This is a genomic window from Paracidovorax avenae ATCC 19860 (assembly GCF_000176855.2).
GTDB lineage: Bacteria > Pseudomonadota > Gammaproteobacteria > Burkholderiales > Burkholderiaceae_C > Paracidovorax > Paracidovorax avenae.
Genome location: NC_015138.1, coordinates 2,236,859 through 2,256,830, shown reverse-complemented (window position 1 = coordinate 2,256,830; position 19,972 = coordinate 2,236,859). Strand labels below are relative to the sequence as shown.

Annotated in this window: 14 protein-coding genes; 7 read left to right on the top strand and 7 right to left on the bottom strand. The window is 70.3% G+C overall.

The features are described from left to right. Positions 1-109: 109 nt before the first annotated feature. The 3 genes from adhP (at position 110) to ACAV_RS09985 (ending at position 2,094) form a co-directional block, all read left to right on the top strand. The gene (gene adhP, locus ACAV_RS09995; RefSeq protein ID WP_013594450.1) at positions 110-1,144 is read left to right on the top strand and encodes an alcohol dehydrogenase AdhP; all 1,035 of its coding nucleotides are present in this window, start codon (positions 110-112) and stop codon (positions 1,142-1,144) included. A gap of 121 nt (positions 1,145-1,265) precedes the next feature. Beyond that, positions 1,266-1,688, top strand: coding sequence for a DUF779 domain-containing protein (locus ACAV_RS09990; protein WP_013594449.1), 423 nt, complete (start codon positions 1,266-1,268; stop codon positions 1,686-1,688). A gap of 10 nt (positions 1,689-1,698) precedes the next feature. Then, positions 1,699-2,094 (top strand): hypothetical protein, encoded by a 396-nt coding sequence (locus ACAV_RS09985; RefSeq protein WP_013594448.1) that lies wholly within the window; start codon positions 1,699-1,701, stop codon positions 2,092-2,094. 16 nt (positions 2,095-2,110) lie between these two features. On the opposite strand, the gene ACAV_RS09980 is transcribed toward ACAV_RS09985, so the two are convergent. The 3 genes from ACAV_RS09980 to sbcB form a co-directional block, all read right to left on the bottom strand. Next, positions 2,111-4,234, bottom strand: coding sequence for a sigma-54-dependent Fis family transcriptional regulator (locus ACAV_RS09980; RefSeq protein ID WP_013594447.1), 2,124 nt, complete (start codon positions 4,232-4,234; stop codon positions 2,111-2,113). Between the two features lie 112 nt (positions 4,235-4,346). Further along, positions 4,347-5,252 (bottom strand): NAD-dependent protein deacetylase, encoded by a 906-nt coding sequence (locus tag ACAV_RS09975; protein ID WP_041828707.1) that lies wholly within the window; start codon positions 5,250-5,252, stop codon positions 4,347-4,349. Beyond that, on the bottom strand, positions 5,224-6,660 hold the full coding sequence (gene sbcB / locus ACAV_RS09970) for an exodeoxyribonuclease I (RefSeq protein WP_013594445.1): 1,437 nt from the start codon (positions 6,658-6,660) through the stop codon (positions 5,224-5,226). The genes ACAV_RS09975 and sbcB overlap by 29 nt, the downstream gene beginning before the upstream one ends. 79 nt (positions 6,661-6,739) lie before the next feature. On the opposite strand from sbcB, the gene ACAV_RS09965 reads away from it, so the two are divergent. The 3 genes from ACAV_RS09965 to ACAV_RS09955 all read left to right on the top strand — a co-directional run bounded on the left by ACAV_RS09965 (position 6,740) and on the right by ACAV_RS09955 (position 10,119). Beyond that, positions 6,740-8,155, top strand: a complete 1,416-nt coding sequence (locus ACAV_RS09965; RefSeq protein WP_013594444.1) for a lytic murein transglycosylase — start codon at positions 6,740-6,742, stop codon at positions 8,153-8,155. A 111-nt stretch (positions 8,156-8,266) separates the two neighbouring features. Further along, entirely contained in the window at positions 8,267-9,133 is an 867-nt protein-coding gene (locus ACAV_RS09960) for an AraC family transcriptional regulator (RefSeq protein WP_013594443.1), read from the top strand. Further along, a complete protein-coding gene (locus ACAV_RS09955) occupies positions 9,130-10,119 on the top strand; it encodes an alpha/beta hydrolase family protein (RefSeq protein ID WP_013594442.1) in 990 nt (329 codons plus the stop codon). Before ACAV_RS09960 ends, ACAV_RS09955 begins: the two co-directional genes overlap by 4 nt. A gap of 104 nt (positions 10,120-10,223) precedes the next feature. Here the strand turns inward: ACAV_RS09955 and clpA are convergent, their stop codons facing one another. From clpA to dnaE, 3 genes are all read right to left on the bottom strand, one after another. Further along, positions 10,224-12,572, bottom strand: a complete 2,349-nt coding sequence (gene clpA / locus ACAV_RS09950; RefSeq protein WP_013594441.1) for an ATP-dependent Clp protease ATP-binding subunit ClpA — start codon at positions 12,570-12,572, stop codon at positions 10,224-10,226. A gap of 58 nt (positions 12,573-12,630) precedes the next feature. Further along, positions 12,631-12,990 carry an ATP-dependent Clp protease adapter ClpS gene (gene clpS / locus ACAV_RS09945; protein WP_404821595.1) on the bottom strand — a complete coding sequence of 120 codons (360 nt, stop codon included), beginning with the start codon at positions 12,988-12,990 and terminating at the stop codon, positions 12,631-12,633. A gap of 200 nt (positions 12,991-13,190) precedes the next feature. Continuing rightward, positions 13,191-16,736, bottom strand: a complete 3,546-nt coding sequence (dnaE, locus tag ACAV_RS09940) for a DNA polymerase III subunit alpha (RefSeq protein ID WP_013594439.1) — start codon at positions 16,734-16,736, stop codon at positions 13,191-13,193. Between the two features lie 143 nt (positions 16,737-16,879). Between dnaE and ACAV_RS09935 the strand changes: the two genes are divergently transcribed. Then, the gene (locus ACAV_RS09935) at positions 16,880-17,677 is read left to right on the top strand and encodes an outer membrane protein assembly factor BamD (protein WP_013594438.1); all 798 of its coding nucleotides are present in this window, start codon (positions 16,880-16,882) and stop codon (positions 17,675-17,677) included. Here ACAV_RS09935 and ACAV_RS09930 read toward each other — a convergent pair. Next, complete coding sequence (locus ACAV_RS09930; RefSeq protein WP_013594437.1) at positions 17,640-19,871, bottom strand: ATP-dependent DNA helicase; 2,232 nt, start codon at positions 19,869-19,871, stop codon at positions 17,640-17,642. The genes ACAV_RS09935 and ACAV_RS09930 overlap by 38 nt on opposite strands. Between the last annotated feature and the right edge of the window lie 101 nt (positions 19,872-19,972).

Here is a 19,972-nt window from a genome sequence, read left to right as displayed (position 1 = left end):
TGCATCAGCAGCGACCGAGGGAGGGCGGCATATGGTGGAAGCCAGCCCTCCCCGTTGAGAACCTTCTCGAGGTTCTAACCCTTCCGACACAAGAAAGGATTCCCGTTCCATGCTTCCCAAGACCATGAAAGCCGCCGTCGTGCGCGAATTCGGCAAGCCCCTCACCATCGAGGAAGCCCCGGTACCGACGCCCGCCGATGACCAGATCCTCGTGAAGATCGAGGCCTCCGGCGTCTGCCACACCGACCTGCACGCCGCCGAAGGCGACTGGCCCGTCAAGCCCAACCCGCCGTTCATTCCCGGCCACGAGGGCGTGGGTTTCGTCGCGGCCATCGGCAGGAACGTGAAGCACGTGAAGGAAGGCGACCGCGTGGGCGTGCCGTGGCTGCATTCGGCCTGCGGCTGCTGCACCCACTGCCTGGGCGGCTGGGAAACCCTGTGCGAATCGCAGAGCAACACCGGCTATTCGGTCAACGGCGGTTTCGCCGACTACGCGCTGGCCGACCCCAACTTCGTGGGCCACCTGCCCAAGGACGTCGGCTTCGTGGACATCGCTCCCGTGCTGTGCGCGGGCGTGACCGTGTACAAGGGCCTGAAGGTGACGGACACCAAGCCGGGCGACTGGGTGGTCATCTCCGGCATCGGCGGCCTGGGCCACATGGCCGTGCAGTACGCCAAGGCCATGGGCCTGAACGTGGCGGCCGTGGACGTGGAAGACGACAAGCTCGAACTGGCGAAAAAACTCGGCGCCAGCGTGACGGTGAACGCGAAGACCACCGACCCGGCCGCCTATCTGCAAAAGGAGATCGGCGGCGCCCATGGCGCGCTGGTCACGGCCGTCTCGCCCAAGGCCTTCGAGCAGGCGCTGGGCATGGTGCGCCGCGGCGGCACCGTGTCGCTCAACGGCCTGCCGCCCGGCAACTTCCCGCTGCCCATCTTCGACATGGTGCTGCGCGGCGTCACCGTGCGCGGCTCCATCGTCGGCACGCGCCTGGACCTGCAGGAATCGCTGGACTTCGCGGCCCGCGGCCAGGTCAAGGCCACCGTGGCGACCGAGAAGCTGGAGAACATCAACGACGTGTTCGCGCGCATGCACAAGGGCCAGATCCAGGGCCGCATCGTGCTGGACATGGCGGCCCACTGACGACCGCGGCAGACACACGCCCTGCGCACTGGCACAGGGCGTGGGCTGCCGCAGGGCGGGCGCCGCTGCTGCACTTCGGGCACACTGCGGGAAGCGCAGACCCCATGACAGGAGACACCGCATGACGACGACCGCGCCCCCCGTTTCCGCACCTCCCGGTTCCGCAACCCGTGTCTCGGCCACGCCCGAGGCCGTCGCCCTCATCGAGCGGCTGCAGGCGCAACACGGCCCGCTCATGTTCCACCAGTCCGGCGGCTGCTGCGATGGCAGCGCACCCATGTGCTTCGCCCGCGGCGAATTCATGCTCGGCGATTCCGACGTGCTGCTCGGCGAGATCGCGGGCACGCCCTTCTACATGAGCGAATCCCAGTTCGCCTACTGGGAACACACGCACCTGATCATCGATGCCGTGCCCGGCAACGGCGGCATGTTCTCGCTGGAGCGGCCCACGGGGCTGCGGTTCCTCACCCGCTCGCGGCTCTACGGCGATGCCGAATGGGCGGCCATCGAGGCGCTGGGGCCGCCGCCGCGCGGGGCGGTTTGACGGAAGTCCCATGCGGTATCTGCTCGGATGGGCGGGCCTGGCCGTCGGGATCGTGGCATGGGGCATCGTCCTGAACCTCTCGGCAAGCGGACTGCCCTACGTCGGTGAAGGCAATGCCCTGCTGGCCTGGCTCATCTACAGTCCCGCCCTGCTCTGCCTCGTGCCGCTCGCCTGCCTGAAGCTCCAGCACGACGGGGTGGCCGCGATCTGGCTGTTCGCCATTGCGCCCATCGCGGGGCTGCTCAATGCCGCCGTCGCCGTGTTTGCGAGCACGGGCGATCGCGGATCGCTGATCGTCGTGGGGGTCTTGTCCATCCTCTGGGCCTGCCCGGTTGGACGCCTGGCATGGGGTGCGCTCGTGAAAAGGAAAGTATCGGGACGCCAGGCCGAGCAATGGCCCGACTGACACCGTAGCCCGGCCATCAATGATGGGCGGCCGTCCCGTCCATGGCCTTCAGCCGCCGGTACACCGTATTGCGCGACACCCCCAACGCCCGCGCCACGGCGGACACGTTGCCGCCATGCACCGACAGCGCATGGCGCAGCGCATCTTCCACGGTCTCGTCCCATGAACGCACCGCGGCCGGCTCGGGCCGGCGTGCAGCGCTGCGGCCCGGCGGGCATGGCCCGGTACCCCACACCGACGCCCCGGCATCGCCCTGGGGACCTGCGGGCACCGGGGCCGCGGAAGCGGCAGCAGGAGGAACTTCATCGAACAGGTCCTCCGGCAGATGCCCGATGTCGATCTCGTCCGCATCGCCGGCCATCAGCGCCGCCGTGCGCAGCGCATTCGAGAGCTGGCGGAGGTTGCCCGGCCAGCAGTGCCGCAGGAACAGCTCCATGGCCCGCGGCGAGACCCGCAGGGGCGCCGTCCGGCGCGGCCGCGGCCACCCGGGCGCGGAGCCTTCGGCAGCCCGCTCGCGGTCCTGCGCCTGCAAGAGGCGCTGCACGATGACGCGCAGGTCCGAGCGCTCGCGCAGCGCCGGCAGGCGCACCACCAGCCCGTTGAGCCGGTAGTAGAGATCGTCGCGGAACACCCCCCGGGCCATCATGTCGCGCAGGTTCCGGTGGGTGGCGCAAAGCACGTGCACATCCACCGGGATCTGCCGCGCCGAGCCGAGCGGCGCCACGGTGCGCTCCTGCAGCACGCGCAGCAGCCGGGCCTGCATGGCCAGCGGCATGTCGCCGATCTCGTCCAGGAACAGCGTGCCGCCGTGGGCCTGGGCGATCTTGCCCACGCTGCCCTTGCGCCGCGCGCCCGTGAAGGCGCCCTCCTCGTAGCCGAACAGTTCCGCCTCGATCAGAGTTTCCGGGATGGATGCGCAGTTCACCGCCACGAAGGGCCCGCGCGCGCGCGGGCCGTCCTGGTGGATGGCGCGGGCCAGCAGTTCCTTGCCCGTGCCGGTCTCGCCGAGGATGAGCATGGGCACGTCGCTGCCCAGCACGCGCGAGACGCGGTCGATCACCTGCGCCAGCTGCGCATCGCCCGTATCCAGGTAGCGCAGGCCGGACAGGCGCGGACCGCCGGCCGGCACCGGGGCGACGGGCCGCGGCCGGGTGGCCGTGGCGGAAGCTGGGGCAGCGGGCGCGGCCGTGGGCGCATCCTCGTCGCGCCCCTGCACCATCCAGCCGAGGGCCGCCGCCCCCTTCGGGCGGAATTCCACCATCGCATTGACCACCACCCCGCCGGGCAGCGCGAGCTGCAGCGGCCGGGGCATGGCGCCGCGCGCATGGGCCAGCAGCGCGCTCATCGGCATGCCGAAGAGCGACGGGAAGGTCTGCGCCTGCAATGCGTTCGCCGACATACCGAGCTGGAACTGCCCGCTGCGGTTGGCCGCGAGGAAGCGACCCTCCGGCGTGAACGCGGCCAGGCCCTCCACCAGCGTGCCCAGGAACTCCGGGCGCGCATGGAAGCGCAGCCGCACGGCGTCCTCATAGACCTTGCCGAAGAGATGGTTCTCGACCATGCGGGCGGACATGCGCACCAGGGCCAGCGTGTGCGCACTCTGCTGGTGGCGGTCGCCGCTCACGTCCAGCGCGCCAATCACCTGGCCCAGCGGATCGCAGATGGGTGCGCAGGAGCAGGTGAGGAACTGGTTGGCGGCCAGGAAATGCTCGTCGCCGTTCACCTGCACCGCATCGCCCAGGGCCAGGGCCGTGCCGATGGCATTCGTGCCCTTGCTGCGCTCGGACCAGGTGCCCCCGGGCCGCAGCGCGACCCGGTGCGCGCGCCCGAGGAATTCCTCGTCGCCCAGGGCGTGCAGCACCACGCCCTGGGCGTCGGTGAGCAGCACCATGCTCTGCGTGCCCGCGATCTGCGCAGAGAGGGTTTCCATGACCGGGAGCGCATGCGCGCAAAGCGCGTCGTTGCGCGCCACGGCCCAGGCGAGCGCGTCGGGCGCCAGGGGCTGGAGGTCGGCGGACGCGTGCCGTTGCAGGCCGAAGGAGCGGGAGCGCTCGTGCGACTCGGCGATCACGCGGGCCGAAGGCAGCGGCGCGAAGGCGGCGGCCTGCGCCGCCTCCCCGCCATGGAGGGAGCTCTGCATGGGTTTGTCTCCTCAGGGCCCCGGCTCGCGCTCTCGGCGCGGCCCGGGCGTTATCCGGCCACCATAGCACCATCGGCGGGCGCCGTCGCGCAAACCCGCCCGTGCCACCGGGTCATGCGCCCGGCGGCATCCCTCCGGCCGGTGCCAGCGCCTGCGCCAGGGCCCCCAGCACGCGGCCCACGTCGTCCTCGACCTTGACCGCGATCAATCCGTCGGCGCGCGTCACGCCCCGGTTCACGGCCGCCACCGGCAGCCCGGCGTCCGCGGCCGCCTGCACGAAGCGGAAACCCGAATACACCATCAGCGAAGAGCCGGCCACGAGCAATCCGTCGGACCGGGCCAGCGCCGCCCGCGCGGCCTCCACGCGTTCGCGCGGCACGCTTTCACCGAAAAACACCACGTCCGGCTTCAGGGGACCGCCGCCGCAATGGGGACAGGCGGGCAATTCGAACGCGGAAAAGTCGCGGCCGTCCAGGTCGGCATCGCCGTCCGGCGCAGCGGCCGCCTCCAGCACCGCCCAGGCCGGGTTGCGGGCCTCCAGCCAGGATTGCAGGTCCGCACGCGGCATGCGCGCCTCGCAGGCCATGCAGCGCACCGTGTCGATGCGCCCGTGCAGGTCGATCACCCGCTGCTGCCCCGCGGCCGTGTGCAGGCCGTCCACGTTCTGCGTGAGCAGCATCTCCACCCGGCCCATCGCCTCCAGCGCGGCCAGGGCATGGTGCGCGGCCCCGGGCGCGGCGCCGCCCATGACGCGCCAGCCGATCATGCTGCGCGCCCAGTAGCGCCGGCGCACCGCCTCGTCGCCCATGAAGGCCTGGTAGGTGACCGGCGGGGAGCGCTTCCAGGCGCCGCCCTCGTCCCGGTAGTCCGGGATGCCGGACGCCGTGCTGCAGCCCGCGCCGGTGAGCACGAAAAGCCGCGGGCAGGCACGCGCCCAGGCCAGCAGGGCATCCAACCCGCCCGCAGAGGCCGGCAGAGGCACGGGCCCGTCAGAAATCGGGAGCGATGCTTTCTGCATATTCATACAGCGCTCCCAGGATCGCCTCGCCACGCTCGTCCGCCGTCTCGCCCAGCGTGTCCAGCCGCGCGAACAGCGCATCGAAGGTCAGGCCACCGCCCTCGCCCTCCATGAGGCGCGCCACGCGCAGGGCTTCCCAGCGCTCGCGGTCCGCCTCGTCCAGCGTCTCGGGGAAGTTGCGTGCGCGGAAGCGCCAGGCCAGCTCCTCCAGGCGCTCGTCGTCGAAACCCGGCCGGGCCAGCGCCAGCTCCTGCGGCGGCAGCGTGCGCAGCCGCTGCAGGCGGCGCCGGTCCTCGTTGCCGACGAAGCCCCCGTACAGGTCCTGGTCCACATCGGCCGGCGCGTCCTTCGGCCGTGCGAACACCTCGGCCCAGATCGCGCTCATGTCGGGCAGCGCCCGTGCGATCTCCGCATGGGCTGCGGCACGCTCCATGTCGATGCCCCAGCGCTGCGCCATGGCCGGCGTGAGGGTGTTCACGTTGCCCACCACCATGGGGGACTTGTTCAGGTGCACGCTCTTGACGGGCAGCCGCGCCACGCCCTCGGGCAGGTCGGCGGTGCGCGTGAAGAGCCGCTCGCGGATGCGCGCGGCATCCAGGCCGGCCAGTTCGGACGGGTCGTGCGCCAGGTCCCACGCGATCAGCTCGTTGCGGTTGGTCGGGTGGCTGGCGAGCGGCCACAGGATGCCCAGGCAGCCCCGGTCCGCCGGGAACATGCCCGATGCGTGGAGGAAGGGGCGCGCGGTATCGGCCGTGGCGGGCAGGCGCAGTTCCGCGGCCACGCGGTCCTTGCGGCGCAGGCCGAGCGCGAACTCGAACAGCTTCGGCTGCCGCTGCCGGATCAGCCTCGCCAGCGCGATCGTGGCGCGCACGTCCGACAGGGCATCGTGCGCCGCCTCGTGCACCAGGCCGTTGGCGCGCGACAGGTGCTCGAGCTTCAGGCTGGGAGACCCGTCCTCCTTGCGCGGCCACTCGATACCGTCGGGGCGCAGCGCGTAGGTCAGGCGCACCACGTCCAGCAGGTCCCAGCGGCCGCATTCGTTCTGCCATTCCCGCGCATAGGGATCGATCAGGTTGCGCCAGAACATGAAGCGCGTGATCTCGTCGTCGAAGCGGATCGTGTTGTAGCCCACGCCGATGGTGCCGGGCCGGGCCAACTCCGCCTCGATGCGCGCGGCGAATTCGTGCTCGGGCAGGCCGCGCTCCAGGCACAGCTGCGGCGTGATGCCCGTGAGCAGGCAGGACTCGGGATCAGGCAGGTAGTCCGGCGCCGGGCGGCAATACATCATCACCGGCTCGCCGATCTCGTTCAGGTCCGCGTCCGTGCGGATGCCCGCGAACTGCGCGGGGCGGTCGCGCCGCGGGTCCGCGCCGAAGGTCTCGTAGTCGTGCCAAAAAAAAGTATGCATGGATCGATGAAGCGCAGCGATGCGTAAAACTCCAGCCCGCAAGTATGCCGGCACCGCTGCAGCCCGTGGACAATGGGGCATGCAACGAAGAAACACGACGCCCGCCTCCGCCCTCCGTCCGTCCTTCAGCGTCCACGCTGCTCCCGCCAGGCCGTGGTGGCCCGCCGCCGCCGGGGCAGGCCTGCTCTGCGCCCTGCTGGCCGGTTGCGCCGCCACGCCGTCCGCTCCCCCGGCGCAGGCCGCGCCGACTGCGCCGGTTCCCGCCAACCCGGCACTGCCGGCCGTGCCCGCACCGGGCACGCAGGCCACGCCTGCACCCGCCCAGCCCACCGCGCCGGCAGCCGATGCCGCCCCGCTGTCCGCCGAGGCCGAACAGGCCGGCTTCGCGCAGTGGATCGCGGGATTCCGGCAGGAGGCCCTGCAGGCCGGCATCCGCCCGGAGACGGTCGCTGCCGCCCTGGACGGCGCGCAGTGGCTGCCCCAGGTGATCGAGCTCGACCGCTCCCAGCCCGAATTCACGCGCACGCCCTGGGCCTACCTGGACAGCGCCGTGTCGCCCACCCGCATCCAGCGTGGCCGCGACGTGCTGGCCGAGCAGCGCGCCGCCCTGGACTCGGCAGCCGCGCGCTACGGCGTGCCTGCCGAGGTCATTACCGCCATCTGGGGCATGGAAAGCAACTACGGGTCGAACTTCGGGAGCTTCCGCACCGTCGATGCGCTCGCCACGCTGGCCTACGAGGGCCGCCGCCGCGACTGGGCGCGCGGTGAACTGCTGGCCGCGCTGCGCATCATCGACCAGGGCGACATCGCCGCCGACCGCATGATCGGCTCCTGGGCCGGCGCCATGGGCCACACCCAGTTCCTGCCGTCCGTGTTCCTCGGCTACGCGGTGGACGCCGACGGCGACGGCCACCGCGACATCTGGGGCAGCGTCCCGGATGTCGCCGCATCCACCGCCAATTTCCTGTCGCGCATGGGCTGGCAACCCGGCCAGCCCTGGGGCGTGGAAGTGCGCCTGCCGCCGGGCTTCGACTACGAGCGCGCGGAACTCGCCGTGCGCCACCCGTCCACGCAGTGGGCGGCCGAGGGCGTGCAATCCATCGATGGCCAGCCCCTGCCCGCGCTGGACGGCGCCTCCATCCTCGTGCCTGCGGGCGCGCGCGGCCCGGCCTTCATGGTGGGGCCGAATTTCCGGGTGATCCTGCGCTACAACAACTCCATCAACTACGCCCTGGGCGTGGGCCTGCTCGCGCGCCAGATCGCCGGAGGCCCCGGCGTCACGGCCCCATGGCCCCGCGACCTGCAGCCGCTCACGCGCACCCAGACCCGCGACCTGCAGAATGCCCTCAACGCCCGCGGCTTCGCGGCCGGCACCGCCGACGGCGTGATGGGCCCGGCCACGCGCGCCGGCCTGCGCCGCTTCCAGCTGAGCATCGGGCAGGTGGCCGATGGATACCCGACGCTGGAGCTGCTGCAGCAACTGCAGGCGCCCTGATGCCGGCACGGCCCGCGGTCGATCGGCGCCCCGACCGCGGCGCCGTCTCCACCGGGTGATTTGCGCAAACCCGGCTAAGCACCGCGGACCGCCGGCCGGCAGAATGCGCCCATGAAGACAAGCCGGGCGGAGGCCCGATACAGGGCGCGGGTCGCGCGCGTGGTGGCGCACATCGTGGCGCACCCGCTGTCCACGCACCGTCTCGAGGACCTGGCCGCCCTGGCCCATTTCTCGCCCTGGCACTTCCACCGCCTCTATGCGGGGGTTACGGGCGAAAGCGTGGCCGTGACGGTGCGGCGCGTGCGCCTGGCCCACGCGGCCAGCCTGCTGCAGGAAGGCATGCTGAGCGTGACCGAGATCGCGCTGGCCTCCGGCTACGAGAGCCCCCAGGCGTTCTCGCGGGCCTTCAGCCAGTTCAGCGGGCAGGCGCCCAGCGCCTTCCAGGCCGCCATGCAGCGCCTCGCGCCGGACGCGCCTGAGGAGCGGCTTGCCGCCAGCAGCCCTGCGACCACCGTGCGGCTCATCGAGCAGCCCGCGCAACAGGTGCTCGCCCTGCGGCACCGCGGCCCCGCCGCCACGATTCCCCACACGCATCGGCGACTGCGCTGGCTGATCGGCGAACTCCCCGGCACGGTGTGGCTGGGCATGTGCCGGGAGGATGCCGGGGACCCCGGCTCCGGGCTGTGCTATCACGCCGCGGCGGCTCTGGCAGAGACGCTGGCCCACGCCATGCATCCGGACATCGAACGGATCGACATTCCGGCGGGCCTGTACGCCTGCCACCGCCTGGCCGGGCCCTACACCCGCATCAACGCGGCGTTCAATGCGCTTTACGCCCGCTGGCTGCCGGCCAGCGGCTACGAGCCCGATGACCGGCCCGCGCTGGAGCATTACCTGAACTCGCCGCGCAACGCGGCCCCTGCAGAACTGCGCACCGACCTGCTCGTTCCGGTGCGCCCTACCCCGGCAACCCCATGAAAAGACTGCTCCCTGCGCTGCTGGCCAGCCTCTGCGCCGTGCTCGCTCCCGCCGGCCATGCCGCGGGCCTTGCATTCATAGATGTACCTGCCGATGCACAGGGCCCCGCACTGCGGGGGGCCGTCTGGTCACCCTGCGCCACGCCGGCCGCACCCATCGCGCTGCCGCCCCTGGTGCTGCAGGGAGTGCGTGATTGCCCCGTGGCGGGCTCGCGCCTGCCGCTGGTCGTCATGTCGCACGGCACCGGCGGCTCGGCGCTGGGCCACCACGACACGGCGCAGGCGCTCGCCGACGCAGGATTCGTCGTGGCGGCGGTCCACCATCCCGGCGACAACTTCCAGGACCTGAGCCGGCAGACAAAGCTTTCGGCCTTCACCACCCGGCCGGAAGACATGCGCCGCCTCGTGGACTACATGCTGGGCCGATGGCCGGGCCGCGCGGCGCTGGCGCCGCAGTGGGTGGGCATCTTCGGCTTCTCGCGCGGCGGCTACACGGCGCTGGCCCTGGCCGGCGCCCAGCCGGACTGGGCGCTGCGGCGGGACCTGTGCCCGGCAGGCTCCCCCTTGCCGCTGTGCCGCGAGATCGCCAGCGGTGCCTTGCCGCCCGCCACACCTGCCGACCCGAGGATACGGGCCGCCGTGGTCGTGGACCCGCTCAGCGTGTTCGACGCCCGGGGGCTGCGGACTGTGCGCATCCCCCTGCAGCTCTGGGCCTCGGAACTCGGCGGCGACGGCGTCACGCCGGAGAGCGTGAGGGCCGTCCGCGACGGCCTGCCCACGGCGCCCGAATGGCATGTGGCCCGCGGTGCGGCGCACTTCGCCTTCCTGGCGCCCTGCTCCGACGGCATGGCACGCCAGGCGCCGGAGATCTGCCGGGATGGCCCCGGCTTCGACCGCACCGCGTTCCATGACGGCTTCAACGCGGCCGTCGTCGCCTTCTTCCGGCGGGAGTCCATGGCGGCCGCCGCGGCGCCGCCACCGCGCTGACGGACCGCCAGGCCACCCGCCAAGGAAAAAGCCCGCGAGCCCCTGTCGGGACTGCGGGCTCGGCGCGGTGCCGTGGGGCACCGGCGCATGGCGGGCGGGGGCCGTCAGTCCGCGGTCGCCTCTTCGGGTTCCGCGGGCTCGGACTTGGCCGAGCGGTCCTTCTTCGGCAGCGGCTGGATGTCCAGCAGCACGTCGGGCGTTTCCACCCCCTTCTCGTCGGTCTTGACCTCGATGTCCACCGTCAGGCGGCCACCTTCGGTCAGGCGTCCGAACAGCAGTTCGTCGGCCAGCGCGCGGCGGATGGTGTCCTGGATCAGGCGCTGCATCGGGCGCGCGCCCATCAGCGGATCGAAGCCCTTCTTCGCCAGGTGCTTGCGCAGCGCGTCGGTGAAGGTGACTTCCACCTTCTTCTCGGCGAGCTGGGTCTCCAGCTGCAGCAGGAACTTGTCCACCACGCGCAGGATGATCTGCTCGTCCAGCGCCTTGAAGTTGACTATCGCGTCCAGGCGGTTGCGGAACTCGGGCGTGAACAGGCGCTTGATGTCGGCCATCTCGTCGCCGGCCTGCCGCGGGTTGGTGAACCCGATGGTGGCCTTGTTCATGGTCTCGGCACCCGCGTTCGTCGTCATGATGATGATGACGTTGCGGAAGTCGGCCTTGCGCCCGTTGTTGTCCGTCAGCGTGCCGTGGTCCATCACCTGCAGCAGCACGTTGAAGATGTCCGGGTGCGCCTTCTCGATCTCGTCGAGCAGCAGCACTGCGTGCGGCTTCTTCGTGATGGCCTCGGTCAGCAGGCCGCCCTGGTCGAAGCCCACGTAGCCCGGGGGCGCGCCGATCAGGCGGCTCACGGCGTGGCGCTCCATGTACTCCGACATGTCGAAGCGGATCAGCTCGATGCCCAGGATGTAGGCCAGCTGCTTGGCCGCCTCGGTCTTGCCGACGCCGGTCGGGCCGCTGAAGAGGAACGAGCCGATCGGCTTGTCGCCCTTGCCCAGGCCCGAGCGCGCCATCTTGACAGCGGAGGCGAGCACTTCCAGCGCCTTGTCCTGGCCGAAGACCACGCTCTTGAGGTCACGCTCGATGGTCTGCAGCTTGCTGCGGTCGTCGTTGGAGACGTTCGCGGGCGGGATGCGCGCGATCTTCGCCACGATTTCCTCGATCTCGGCCTTGCCGATGGTCTTCTTGCGCTTGCTGGCCACCAGGATGCGCTGGGCAGCGCCGGCCTCGTCGATCACATCGATGGCCTTGTCGGGCAGGTGCCGGTCGTTGATGTACTTGGCCGACAGCTCCGCCGCCGCCTGCAGGGCCGCGGTGGCGTATTTCACGCTGTGGTGCTCCTCGAAACGGCTCTTGAGCCCCTTGAGGATGTCCACCGTCTCGGCCACGGTCGGCTCGACCACGTCGACCTTCTGGAAGCGCCGCGACAGGGCCGCGTCCTTCTCGAAGATGCCGCGGTACTCGGTGAACGTGGTCGCGCCGATGCACTTGAGCTGGCCGCTGGAGAGCGCCGGCTTGAGCAGGTTGGACGCGTCCAGCGTGCCGCCCGAGGCGGCGCCCGCGCCGATCAGCGTGTGGATCTCGTCGATGAACAGGATCGCGTTCGGCTTGTCCTTGAGCGACTTGAGCACGCCCTTCAGGCGCTGCTCGAAATCGCCGCGGTACTTGGTGCCGGCCAGCAGCGCGCCCATGTCCAGCGAATAGACCGAGGCCTCGGCCAGGATCTCGGGCACGTCGTTCTGCGTGATGCGCCAGGCCAGGCCCTCGGCGATCGCGGTCTTGCCCACGCCGGCCTCGCCGACCAGCAGCGGGTTGTTCTTGCGGCGGCGGCAGAGGATCTGGATCGTGCGCTCGACCTCGTAATGGCGGCCGATCAGCGGATCGATCTTGCCCTCCTTGGCGGCGACGTTCAGGTTCTGCGTGTACTGCTCCAGCGGCGAGGCCTTCTCGCTGCGCTCGCCGCCAGCGCCCTCTTCGGCTTCCGAGGGGTTCTCGGCCTTCGCGGGCTCCGGCGGCTCGCCCTTCTTGATGCCGTGGGCGATGAAGTTGACCACGTCCAGGCGGGTGACGCCCTGCTGGTGCAGGTAGTACACGGCGTGCGAATCCTTCTCGCCGAAGATCGCGACCAGCACGTTCGCGCCGGTCACTTCCTTCTTGCCGTTGCCGGTGGACTGCACGTGCATGATGGCGCGCTGGATCACCCGCTGGAATCCCAGCGTGGGCTGCGTGTCCACCTCGTCGGTGCCTGCCACCTGGGGCGTGTTGTCCTTGATGAAATTCGCCAGCGACGAGCGAAGGTCCTCGACGTTGGCAGAGCATGCGCGCAGCACCTCGGCTGCGCTGGGGTTATCAAGCAGTGCAAGCAACAGATGCTCCACGGTGATGAACTCGTGGCGCTGCTGGCGGGCCTCGACAAAGGCCATGTGCAAGCTGACTTCCAGTTCCTGGGCAATCATGTGAACTCCTTTGTGCTTGCGGGGGAAGGGATAACGATAGATCGGGACCCGGGACCGGTTATTCAACCGGCTCGCTCAGGCATTGCAGCGGGTGGCCCGCCTTGTGCGCGGCTTCGCGCACCTGTTCGACCTTGGTGGCGGCGACGTCGCGCGAATACACACCACATACGCCTTTACCGTCCAGGTGGATCTTCAGCATGATCTGCGTGGCCGCTTCGCGGTCCTTGCCGAAGAACTCCTGCAGCACGACGATCACGAACTCCATGGGCGTGTAGTCGTCGTTCAGCATCACCACCTGGTACATCTGGGGCGGCTGGGTCCTTTGCGTGCGCCTCTCGAGCACGACCGAGCCGCCATCGTCCCGCGACGGCACTCCCGTGGGAGGCGTCGGGGTCATGGAAGGTGGTTTAGTTGCCATGCGGACCATTCTAGAGCGTCCGGGACAGTTTGCCCCAGAGCGAAAAAGCCCATTGCGGGGGTGCAAATTCCGGTCTTGCGACACGGTTTCGCATGCCGCGCGGCATGGGCGGGAATCCGCCGGAGAAAGACGCGACGTTCCAGTTGCCGGCGCGCGCCGGGATTTCAAGCCCGCACCGTGGAACGCGCCCGCCAGGCATCTCAGCCGGCGTCGTACACGACGTTCACCACCCCGCTGCCGGCCTCCGCGCTCCAGGCCGCCAGGGCCGCGTCCGAGGGGAAGAACCGGCTGCCCTCCCCGAGCTGCAGTTCGGCCACCGCCTCCTGCCCCTCGGAGCGGCAGCGCACGCCCATGCGCACGCGCAGGCCGTGCACCAGCACCTCGCCCTCGGGCGTTTCCTGGCGCTTCGGGGGGAATTCGCGCACGAGGCGCTGCACGTCCGGCGCGCAGTCGCCCACCGCCACCTGCAGGTAGCGGCCGAACTTGGCGCGCGCGCTGGCGAGATCCCAGCCCTGCATCACCTTGACGCGCAGGCCGCCGCTGAAATGGTCGAGCTGCAGGCGCCCCAGCAGCACCACGAATTCATCCTCCTTGAGCAGGTCGCGGTGGGCATTGATCACGTTCTCGTCGGCCGAAGCCTCGATCATGGCGGACTTGTCGTCCAGCTTGAACAGCGCCAGGCGGCCCCGCTGCCCGTTGATCACCCGGAAGTCGCTCACGATGCCCGCCATGATCTGCGGCTCCCGGCTGTCGGCCAGCTCCTCGATCGGGGTGCGTATGAAGCGGCGGACCTCCTTTTCCACCTCGTCGAACAGGTGGCCCGACAGGTAGAAGCCGACGGCGGTCTTTTCCTGGGTGAGCCGCTCCTTCACGCCCCACGGCAGCATCTCCACCAGGGCCGGATCCTGGGTGCTGGAGCCGTGCGAGTCGTCGCCCATCATGTCGAACAGGCCGCCCTGGTTGGCGTTGGCGATCAGGGAGTTGGCGAAGTCGAAGGCCCGGTCGATCGACGCCACGAGCGACGCGCGGTTCATCTCGATGGCGTCGAACGCGCCCGCCTTGATGAGCGCCTCCAGCGTGCGCTTGTTGAGCCGGGTGCGGTCCACCCGCGCGCAGAAGTCGAACAGGCTGGCGAACGGACCTTTGGTGTCGCCCCGCGGGCCCACGCCGCGGCCCTCGCGCGCGGCGATGATCGCCTCGATCGCCTGCTGGCCGGTACCCTTGACCGCGCCCAGCCCGTAGCGGATCACCTTGTCCGTCACCGGCTCGAAGCGGTACATGCCGCGGTTCACGTCCGGCGGCTCGAAGGTGAGCCCCATCTTCATGGCGTCTTCGTACAGCACCTTCAGCTTGTCGGTGTCGTCCATTTCCACCGTCATGTTGGCGCAGAAGAACTCGGCCGTGTAGTGCACCTTGAGCCAGCCGGTGTGGTAGGCCAGCAGGGAGTAGGCGGCGGCGTGCGACTTGTTGAAGCCGTAGCCCGCGAACTTCTCCATCAAATCGAACACCTCGTCGGCCTTGTCCTGGCCGATGCCCTTCTCGGCCGCGCCCTTGCGGAAGATCTCGCGGTGCTCGGCCATCTCCTCGGCCTTCTTCTTGCCCATGGCCCGGCGCAGCATGTCGGCGCCGCCGAGGCTGTAGCCGCCCAGCACCTGGGCGGTCTGCATCACCTGCTCCTGGTAGACCATGATCCCGTAGGTCTCGGCCAGCACGGGTTCCACCAGCGGGTGCGGATACTCCACCGGCTCCTTGCCGTGCTTGCGGTTCACGAAGGTGGGGATCAGGTCCATCGGGCCCGGGCGGTAGAGCGCGTTCAGGGCGATCAGGTCTTCCAGCCGGCTCGGGCGCGCTTCCTTCAGCATGCCCTGCATGCCGCGCGATTCGAACTGGAACACGGCTTCCGTCTTGCCTTCGGAGAACAGCCGGTAGGTCGGCGCGTCGTCGAGCGGGATGTTCTCGAACGCGAAGTTCTCCTGCCCCTTGTGGCGCTTCATGATGAACTCGCGCGCGATCTCCAGGATCGTCAGCGTGGCCAGGCCCAGGAAGTCGAACTTCACGAGGCCGATCGCCTCCACGTCGTCCTTGTCGTACTGGCTCACGGCCGACTCGCTGCCCGGCTGCTGGTAGAGCGGGCAGAAATCGGTGAGCTTGCCCGGCGCGATCAGCACGCCCCCGGCGTGCATGCCGATGTTGCGGGTCATGCCCTCGAGTTTCTGCGCCATCTCGATGACGGTCTTGACGTCCTCTTCCTTGCGCACGCGCTCGTAGAGCATGGGCTCCAGTTCCAGCGCGTAGTTGTTCTTGTCGCCTTCCTTCTTCACTTCGGGCGGATAGGCCAGCGTGTAGGACATGCCGGGCTTGCCGGGCACCAGCTTGGAGATGCCGTCGCAGAAGGTGTAGCTCATGTCCATGACGCGGCCCACGTCGCGGATGGCGGCCTTGGCTGCCATGGTGCCGAAGGTGGCGATCTGGCTCACGGCGTTCTTGCCGTACTTGTCCTTCACGTAGTCGATCACCCGGTCGCGGTTGGACTGGCAGAAATCGATGTCGAAGTCGGGCATGGACACCCGCTCCGGGTTCAGGAAGCGCTCGAACAGCAGGTTGTACTGCAGCGGATCCAGGTCGGTGATCTTGAGCGCATAGGCCACGAGCGAGCCGGCGCCGGAACCCCGGCCCGGGCCCACCGGGCAGCCGTTTTCCTTGGCCCACTGGATGAAGTCGCCCACGATGAGGAAGTAGCCCGGGAACCCCATCTTCAGGATGGTGTTCAGCTCGAACTCCAGCCGCTCCACGTAGCGCGGGCGCTGCTTGTCGCGTTCGGCCTCGTTGCGGAAGAGGTGCTTCAGGCGCTCCTCCAGCCCTTCGAACGAGGCGTAGCGGAAATACTCGTCGATGGGCATGCCGTTGGGTGTGGGAAAGTCCGGCAGGCGCGGCTTGCCGAGCACCAGTGTCAGGCTGCAGCGCCTGGCGATCTCCAGCGTGTTGGCGATGGCCGTCGGCACGTCGGCGAAGAGCGCCTCCATCTGCGCGCTCGACTTGAAGTACTGCTCGCGGGTGAAGCGGCGCACCCGGCGCGGGTTGGCGAGGATCTCCCCTTCCGCGATGCAGACCCGGGCCTCGTGGGCTTCGTAGTCGTCGGCGGTGAGGAACTGCGTGGGCTGGGTTGCCACCACCGGCAGGTTGAGGCGTGCCGCCAGCTGCACGGCCGCCACCACCTGGGACTCGTCTTCCGGGCGCCCCGCCCGCTGCAGCTCCAGGTAGAAGCGGTGCGGGAACAGCCCGGCCAGCCGCAGCGCCACGCGCGCCGCGCCGGCATCGTCGCCGCGGGTGAAGGCCTGGCCCACGGGCCCCGCCTGGGCGCCGGACAGCGCGATCAGGTCGCCACCCAGCTCTTCCAGCCATTCCCACGTGCACAGCGGCACGTTCTTCACGACATTGCGCGTCCAGGCGCGCGCCAGCATCTCGCAGAGGTTCAGGTAGCCCTGCCGGCCCTGGGCCAGCAGGAGGATGCGGCCGGGCGGGTTGCCGGCGGTCTCCGGCTCGATGCTGACTTCCGCGCCCAGCACGGGCTTGACGCCCTTGCCGCGGGCTTCCTTGTAGAACTTGATGGCGCCGAAGAGGTTGTGGAGGTCGGTGATCGCGAGGGCGGGCTGGCCGTCTTTCGAGGCCGCCTTGGCCACTTCGTCGATGCGGGTGGTGCCGTCGACGACGGAAAACTCGGTGTGCAGGCGCAAATGGACAAACATGGGGGCTATTGTAGGAATCCGCCCCATCCCGGGCCCGCAGTGGGGTGCTGCCCGGCCGGTACAATGGCCCGTTGTCCGCAGCCCGCCGCACCGCGCCGGGCGTGCGCCGGCCTCCCTTCACCGATTGTCAGAAAGCCGCTGCCATGCCGCGTTTTTCCCTGCCGCTCTTGACCACCCTGCTTGCCGCAGGCGTGCTCGCGGGCTGCTCCAGCACCACCGAAGACAAGACCGCGGGCTGGAGCCCCAACCGCATCTATTCCGAGGCGCGGGACGAGCTGAACAGCAACTCCTACGACAAGGCCGTCCCGCTGTTCGAGAAGCTCGAGGGCCGCGCCGCCGGCACCCCGCTCGCGCAGCAGGCCCAGCTGGAAAAGGCCTACGCCCAGTACAAGGGCGGCGAGAAGGCCCAGGCGATCGCCACGCTGGACCGCTTCATGAAGCTGCACCCCGCGAGCCCGGCCTACGACTATGCGCTCTACCTGAAGGGGCTGGTCAACTTCAACGACAACCTCGGGCTGTTCTCCTGGCTGTCGCGCCAGGACCTGTCCGAGCGCGACCAGAAGGCTGCCAAGGATTCGTTCGAATCCTTCCGCGAGCTCGTCACCCGCTTCCCCGATTCGCGCTACGCGCGCGACGCGCAGCAGCGCATGACGTACATCGTCAACTCCCTCGCGCAGTACGAGGTCCATGTGGCCCGCTACTACTACCAGCGCGGCGCCTACGTGGCCGCCATCAACCGCGCACAGATCGCCCTGGCCGACTACAAGGACGTGCCCGCGCTCGAGGAAGCGCTCTACATCCTCATCAAGTCCTACGACGCGCTCGGCATGACCCAGCTGCGCGACGACGCGCAGCGCGTGATGGCCGCCTCCTACCCGCAGAGCGAATACATGCGCAACGGGTTCAAGGCGAAGGAAGAACCGTGGTGGAAGGTCTGGTGACGGCCGCCAGGCCGCGCAGCGCCTCGTCCCACTCCGCCTCGTCCTGAATCCTGCGCATGGGCGGCAGCGCGGCCAGCAGCCGCTTGCCGTAGCCCATGGTCACCAGCCGGGCATCGGCAACCGCCAGCAGGCCCCGGTCCTGCTCGTTGCGGATCAGCCGCCCGGCACCCTGCTTGAGCGCGATGGCCGCATCCGGCAGCGCGAAATGCCGGAACGCGCTCTTTCCCTCCTGCTCCAGGCGCTGCGACCGCGCCTCGACCACCGGATCGCCGGGCGGCGGGAACGGCAGCTTGTCGATCACCACCAGCTGCAGCGCATCGCCGGGCACGTCGAAGCCTTCCCAGAACGAGGCGGACGCCACCAGCACGCAGCCCGGGCGGTCCCCGCCGGCATCGGCCTCGCGGAAGCGCTCCATCAGCCGGCGCTTGGGCCAGTCGCCCTGCACCAGCACCTCGATGCCGGAACCGTCGGGAAAGCGCTCCCGCAGTGCGTCGCCGATCGTGCGCAGGGCCTTCAATGTAGTCGTCAGCACCAGCGTGCGCCCGCCGAGTATGCGCGCGGCATCGCCCGCCCAGCGCGCCACCGCGGCCCCGTGGCCCGGATCGGACGGGGAAGGCAGCTGGCGCGGCACGTAGAGCGCGGCCTGGGCTGCGTAGTCGAAGGGGCTGGGGACCTGCAGCACGCGCGCGCCCTCCAGCCCGCAGGCCGCCGTGAACCATTTCAGCGAGGCATCGTCGCCCAGCGTGGCCGAGGTGAAAACCCAGGCACGCGGGCGCCCGCCCCCCTCGCCGGAGCCCGCACCAGGGAGCGCCGCAGCCCCCGGGGCCGGCAGCGCGGAGCCGGGGACGGGCGCTGTCCACGGATCGGGGGCGCCGCCCTCGTCGCTCCAGGGCAGGTCGTCCGGCGAGTCATGGGCCGGCCCGGGCCCGGTGCCAGCATCGGCATCGGTGGACGGCCCTGCAGTCTCTTCGTGCGGAAACCACAGCCTGCGCAGCGGCTGCGCGATGTCCAGGGGCACCAGATGGGCGCGCACCTGGTGCTGCCCGGCCTCCACCCAGCGCACGGCATCCGGCGGGGCCGGGTCCAGGAACAGGGCGAGCCGCTCCATCAGTTCCACGCAGCGTTCATGCAGCCGCACGAAGTCGGGTGCGATCTCGCTGACCGTGTCGAGCGCCGCCAGCGCCTCGCGCGCCGCGGCCGACAACCGGCCGAGTGCGTCGTCCCAGGCTGCACGCTCCACACCGTCGGGCACGGGCCCCGACCAGCGCAGGCGCGTTCCCGGCGCACGCGCTCCCGCAGCCATGCGCCAGTCGCGCGCGGCCCGCTCCAGCGCGGCGGCGGCGCCCTGCCAGTCCGCCAGGCCCCGTGCGAACTGCAGCCCCGCGGCCAGCACGTCGCGCGCGAGATCCAGCCAGTGCGAGGAACCCATCTGCGTGCCCATGAACTGCACGCCCGTCTCGTTGAGCTGGTGGGCCTCGTCGAACACCACCACGCGCACGCTGGGCAGCAGTTCCGCCACGCCCGATCCGCGGATGGCGTGGTCCGCGAAGAAGAGATGGTGGTTGATGACCACCACGTCGGCCGCCATCGCCTCGCGCCGGGCCTGGTACACATGGCATTCGCGAAAGCGCGGGCAGGACGAGCCCAGGCAGTTGTCGCGCGTGGAGGTGAACAGCGGCGTCGCGGCCGACCGCTCGTCCCAGCCCGGCAGTTCCGCGAGATCGCCCGTGGCGGTGGCATGGGCCCACACTTCCGCACGTGCGAGCACGCGGGCGACGGCCGGGTCGGCCGCCGAAGGATGCTGCCGCGCGATGCCCAGCCGGTGCAGGCACAGATAGCTGCCGCGCCCCTTGAGCAGGGCCGTGCGCGCGGGCAATGCCAGCGCCTGCAGCAGCCGGGGCAGATCGCGGCTGTGGAGCTGGTCCTGCAGCGCCTTGGTGGCGGTGGAGATCAGCACGCGCTCCCCGCTGAGCAGCGCGGGCACCAGGTAGGCGAAGGTCTTCCCGACACCCGTGCCGGCCTCCACGACGAGCGCCCCGCCCCGGTCGATGGTTTCCGCGACGGCCGCGGCCATCGCGGCCTGCCCCGCCCGCGGCTGGAAGCGCGCCTGCGCGATCGCCAGCGGCCCGTCTTCCGCGAAAGCGGCCGACACCGCCTGCAGGAGCGTGCCGGGGTGTTCCGCCCCGGCGCTCAACCGCGGCTCCGCGGGACGCCGCAGGCGCGAGACAGTTCACAGAAAACGCGGTCCATCCCTCGATAATAGGGCTCCCGGCCCGCTCCCCGGCCCACCGCCGC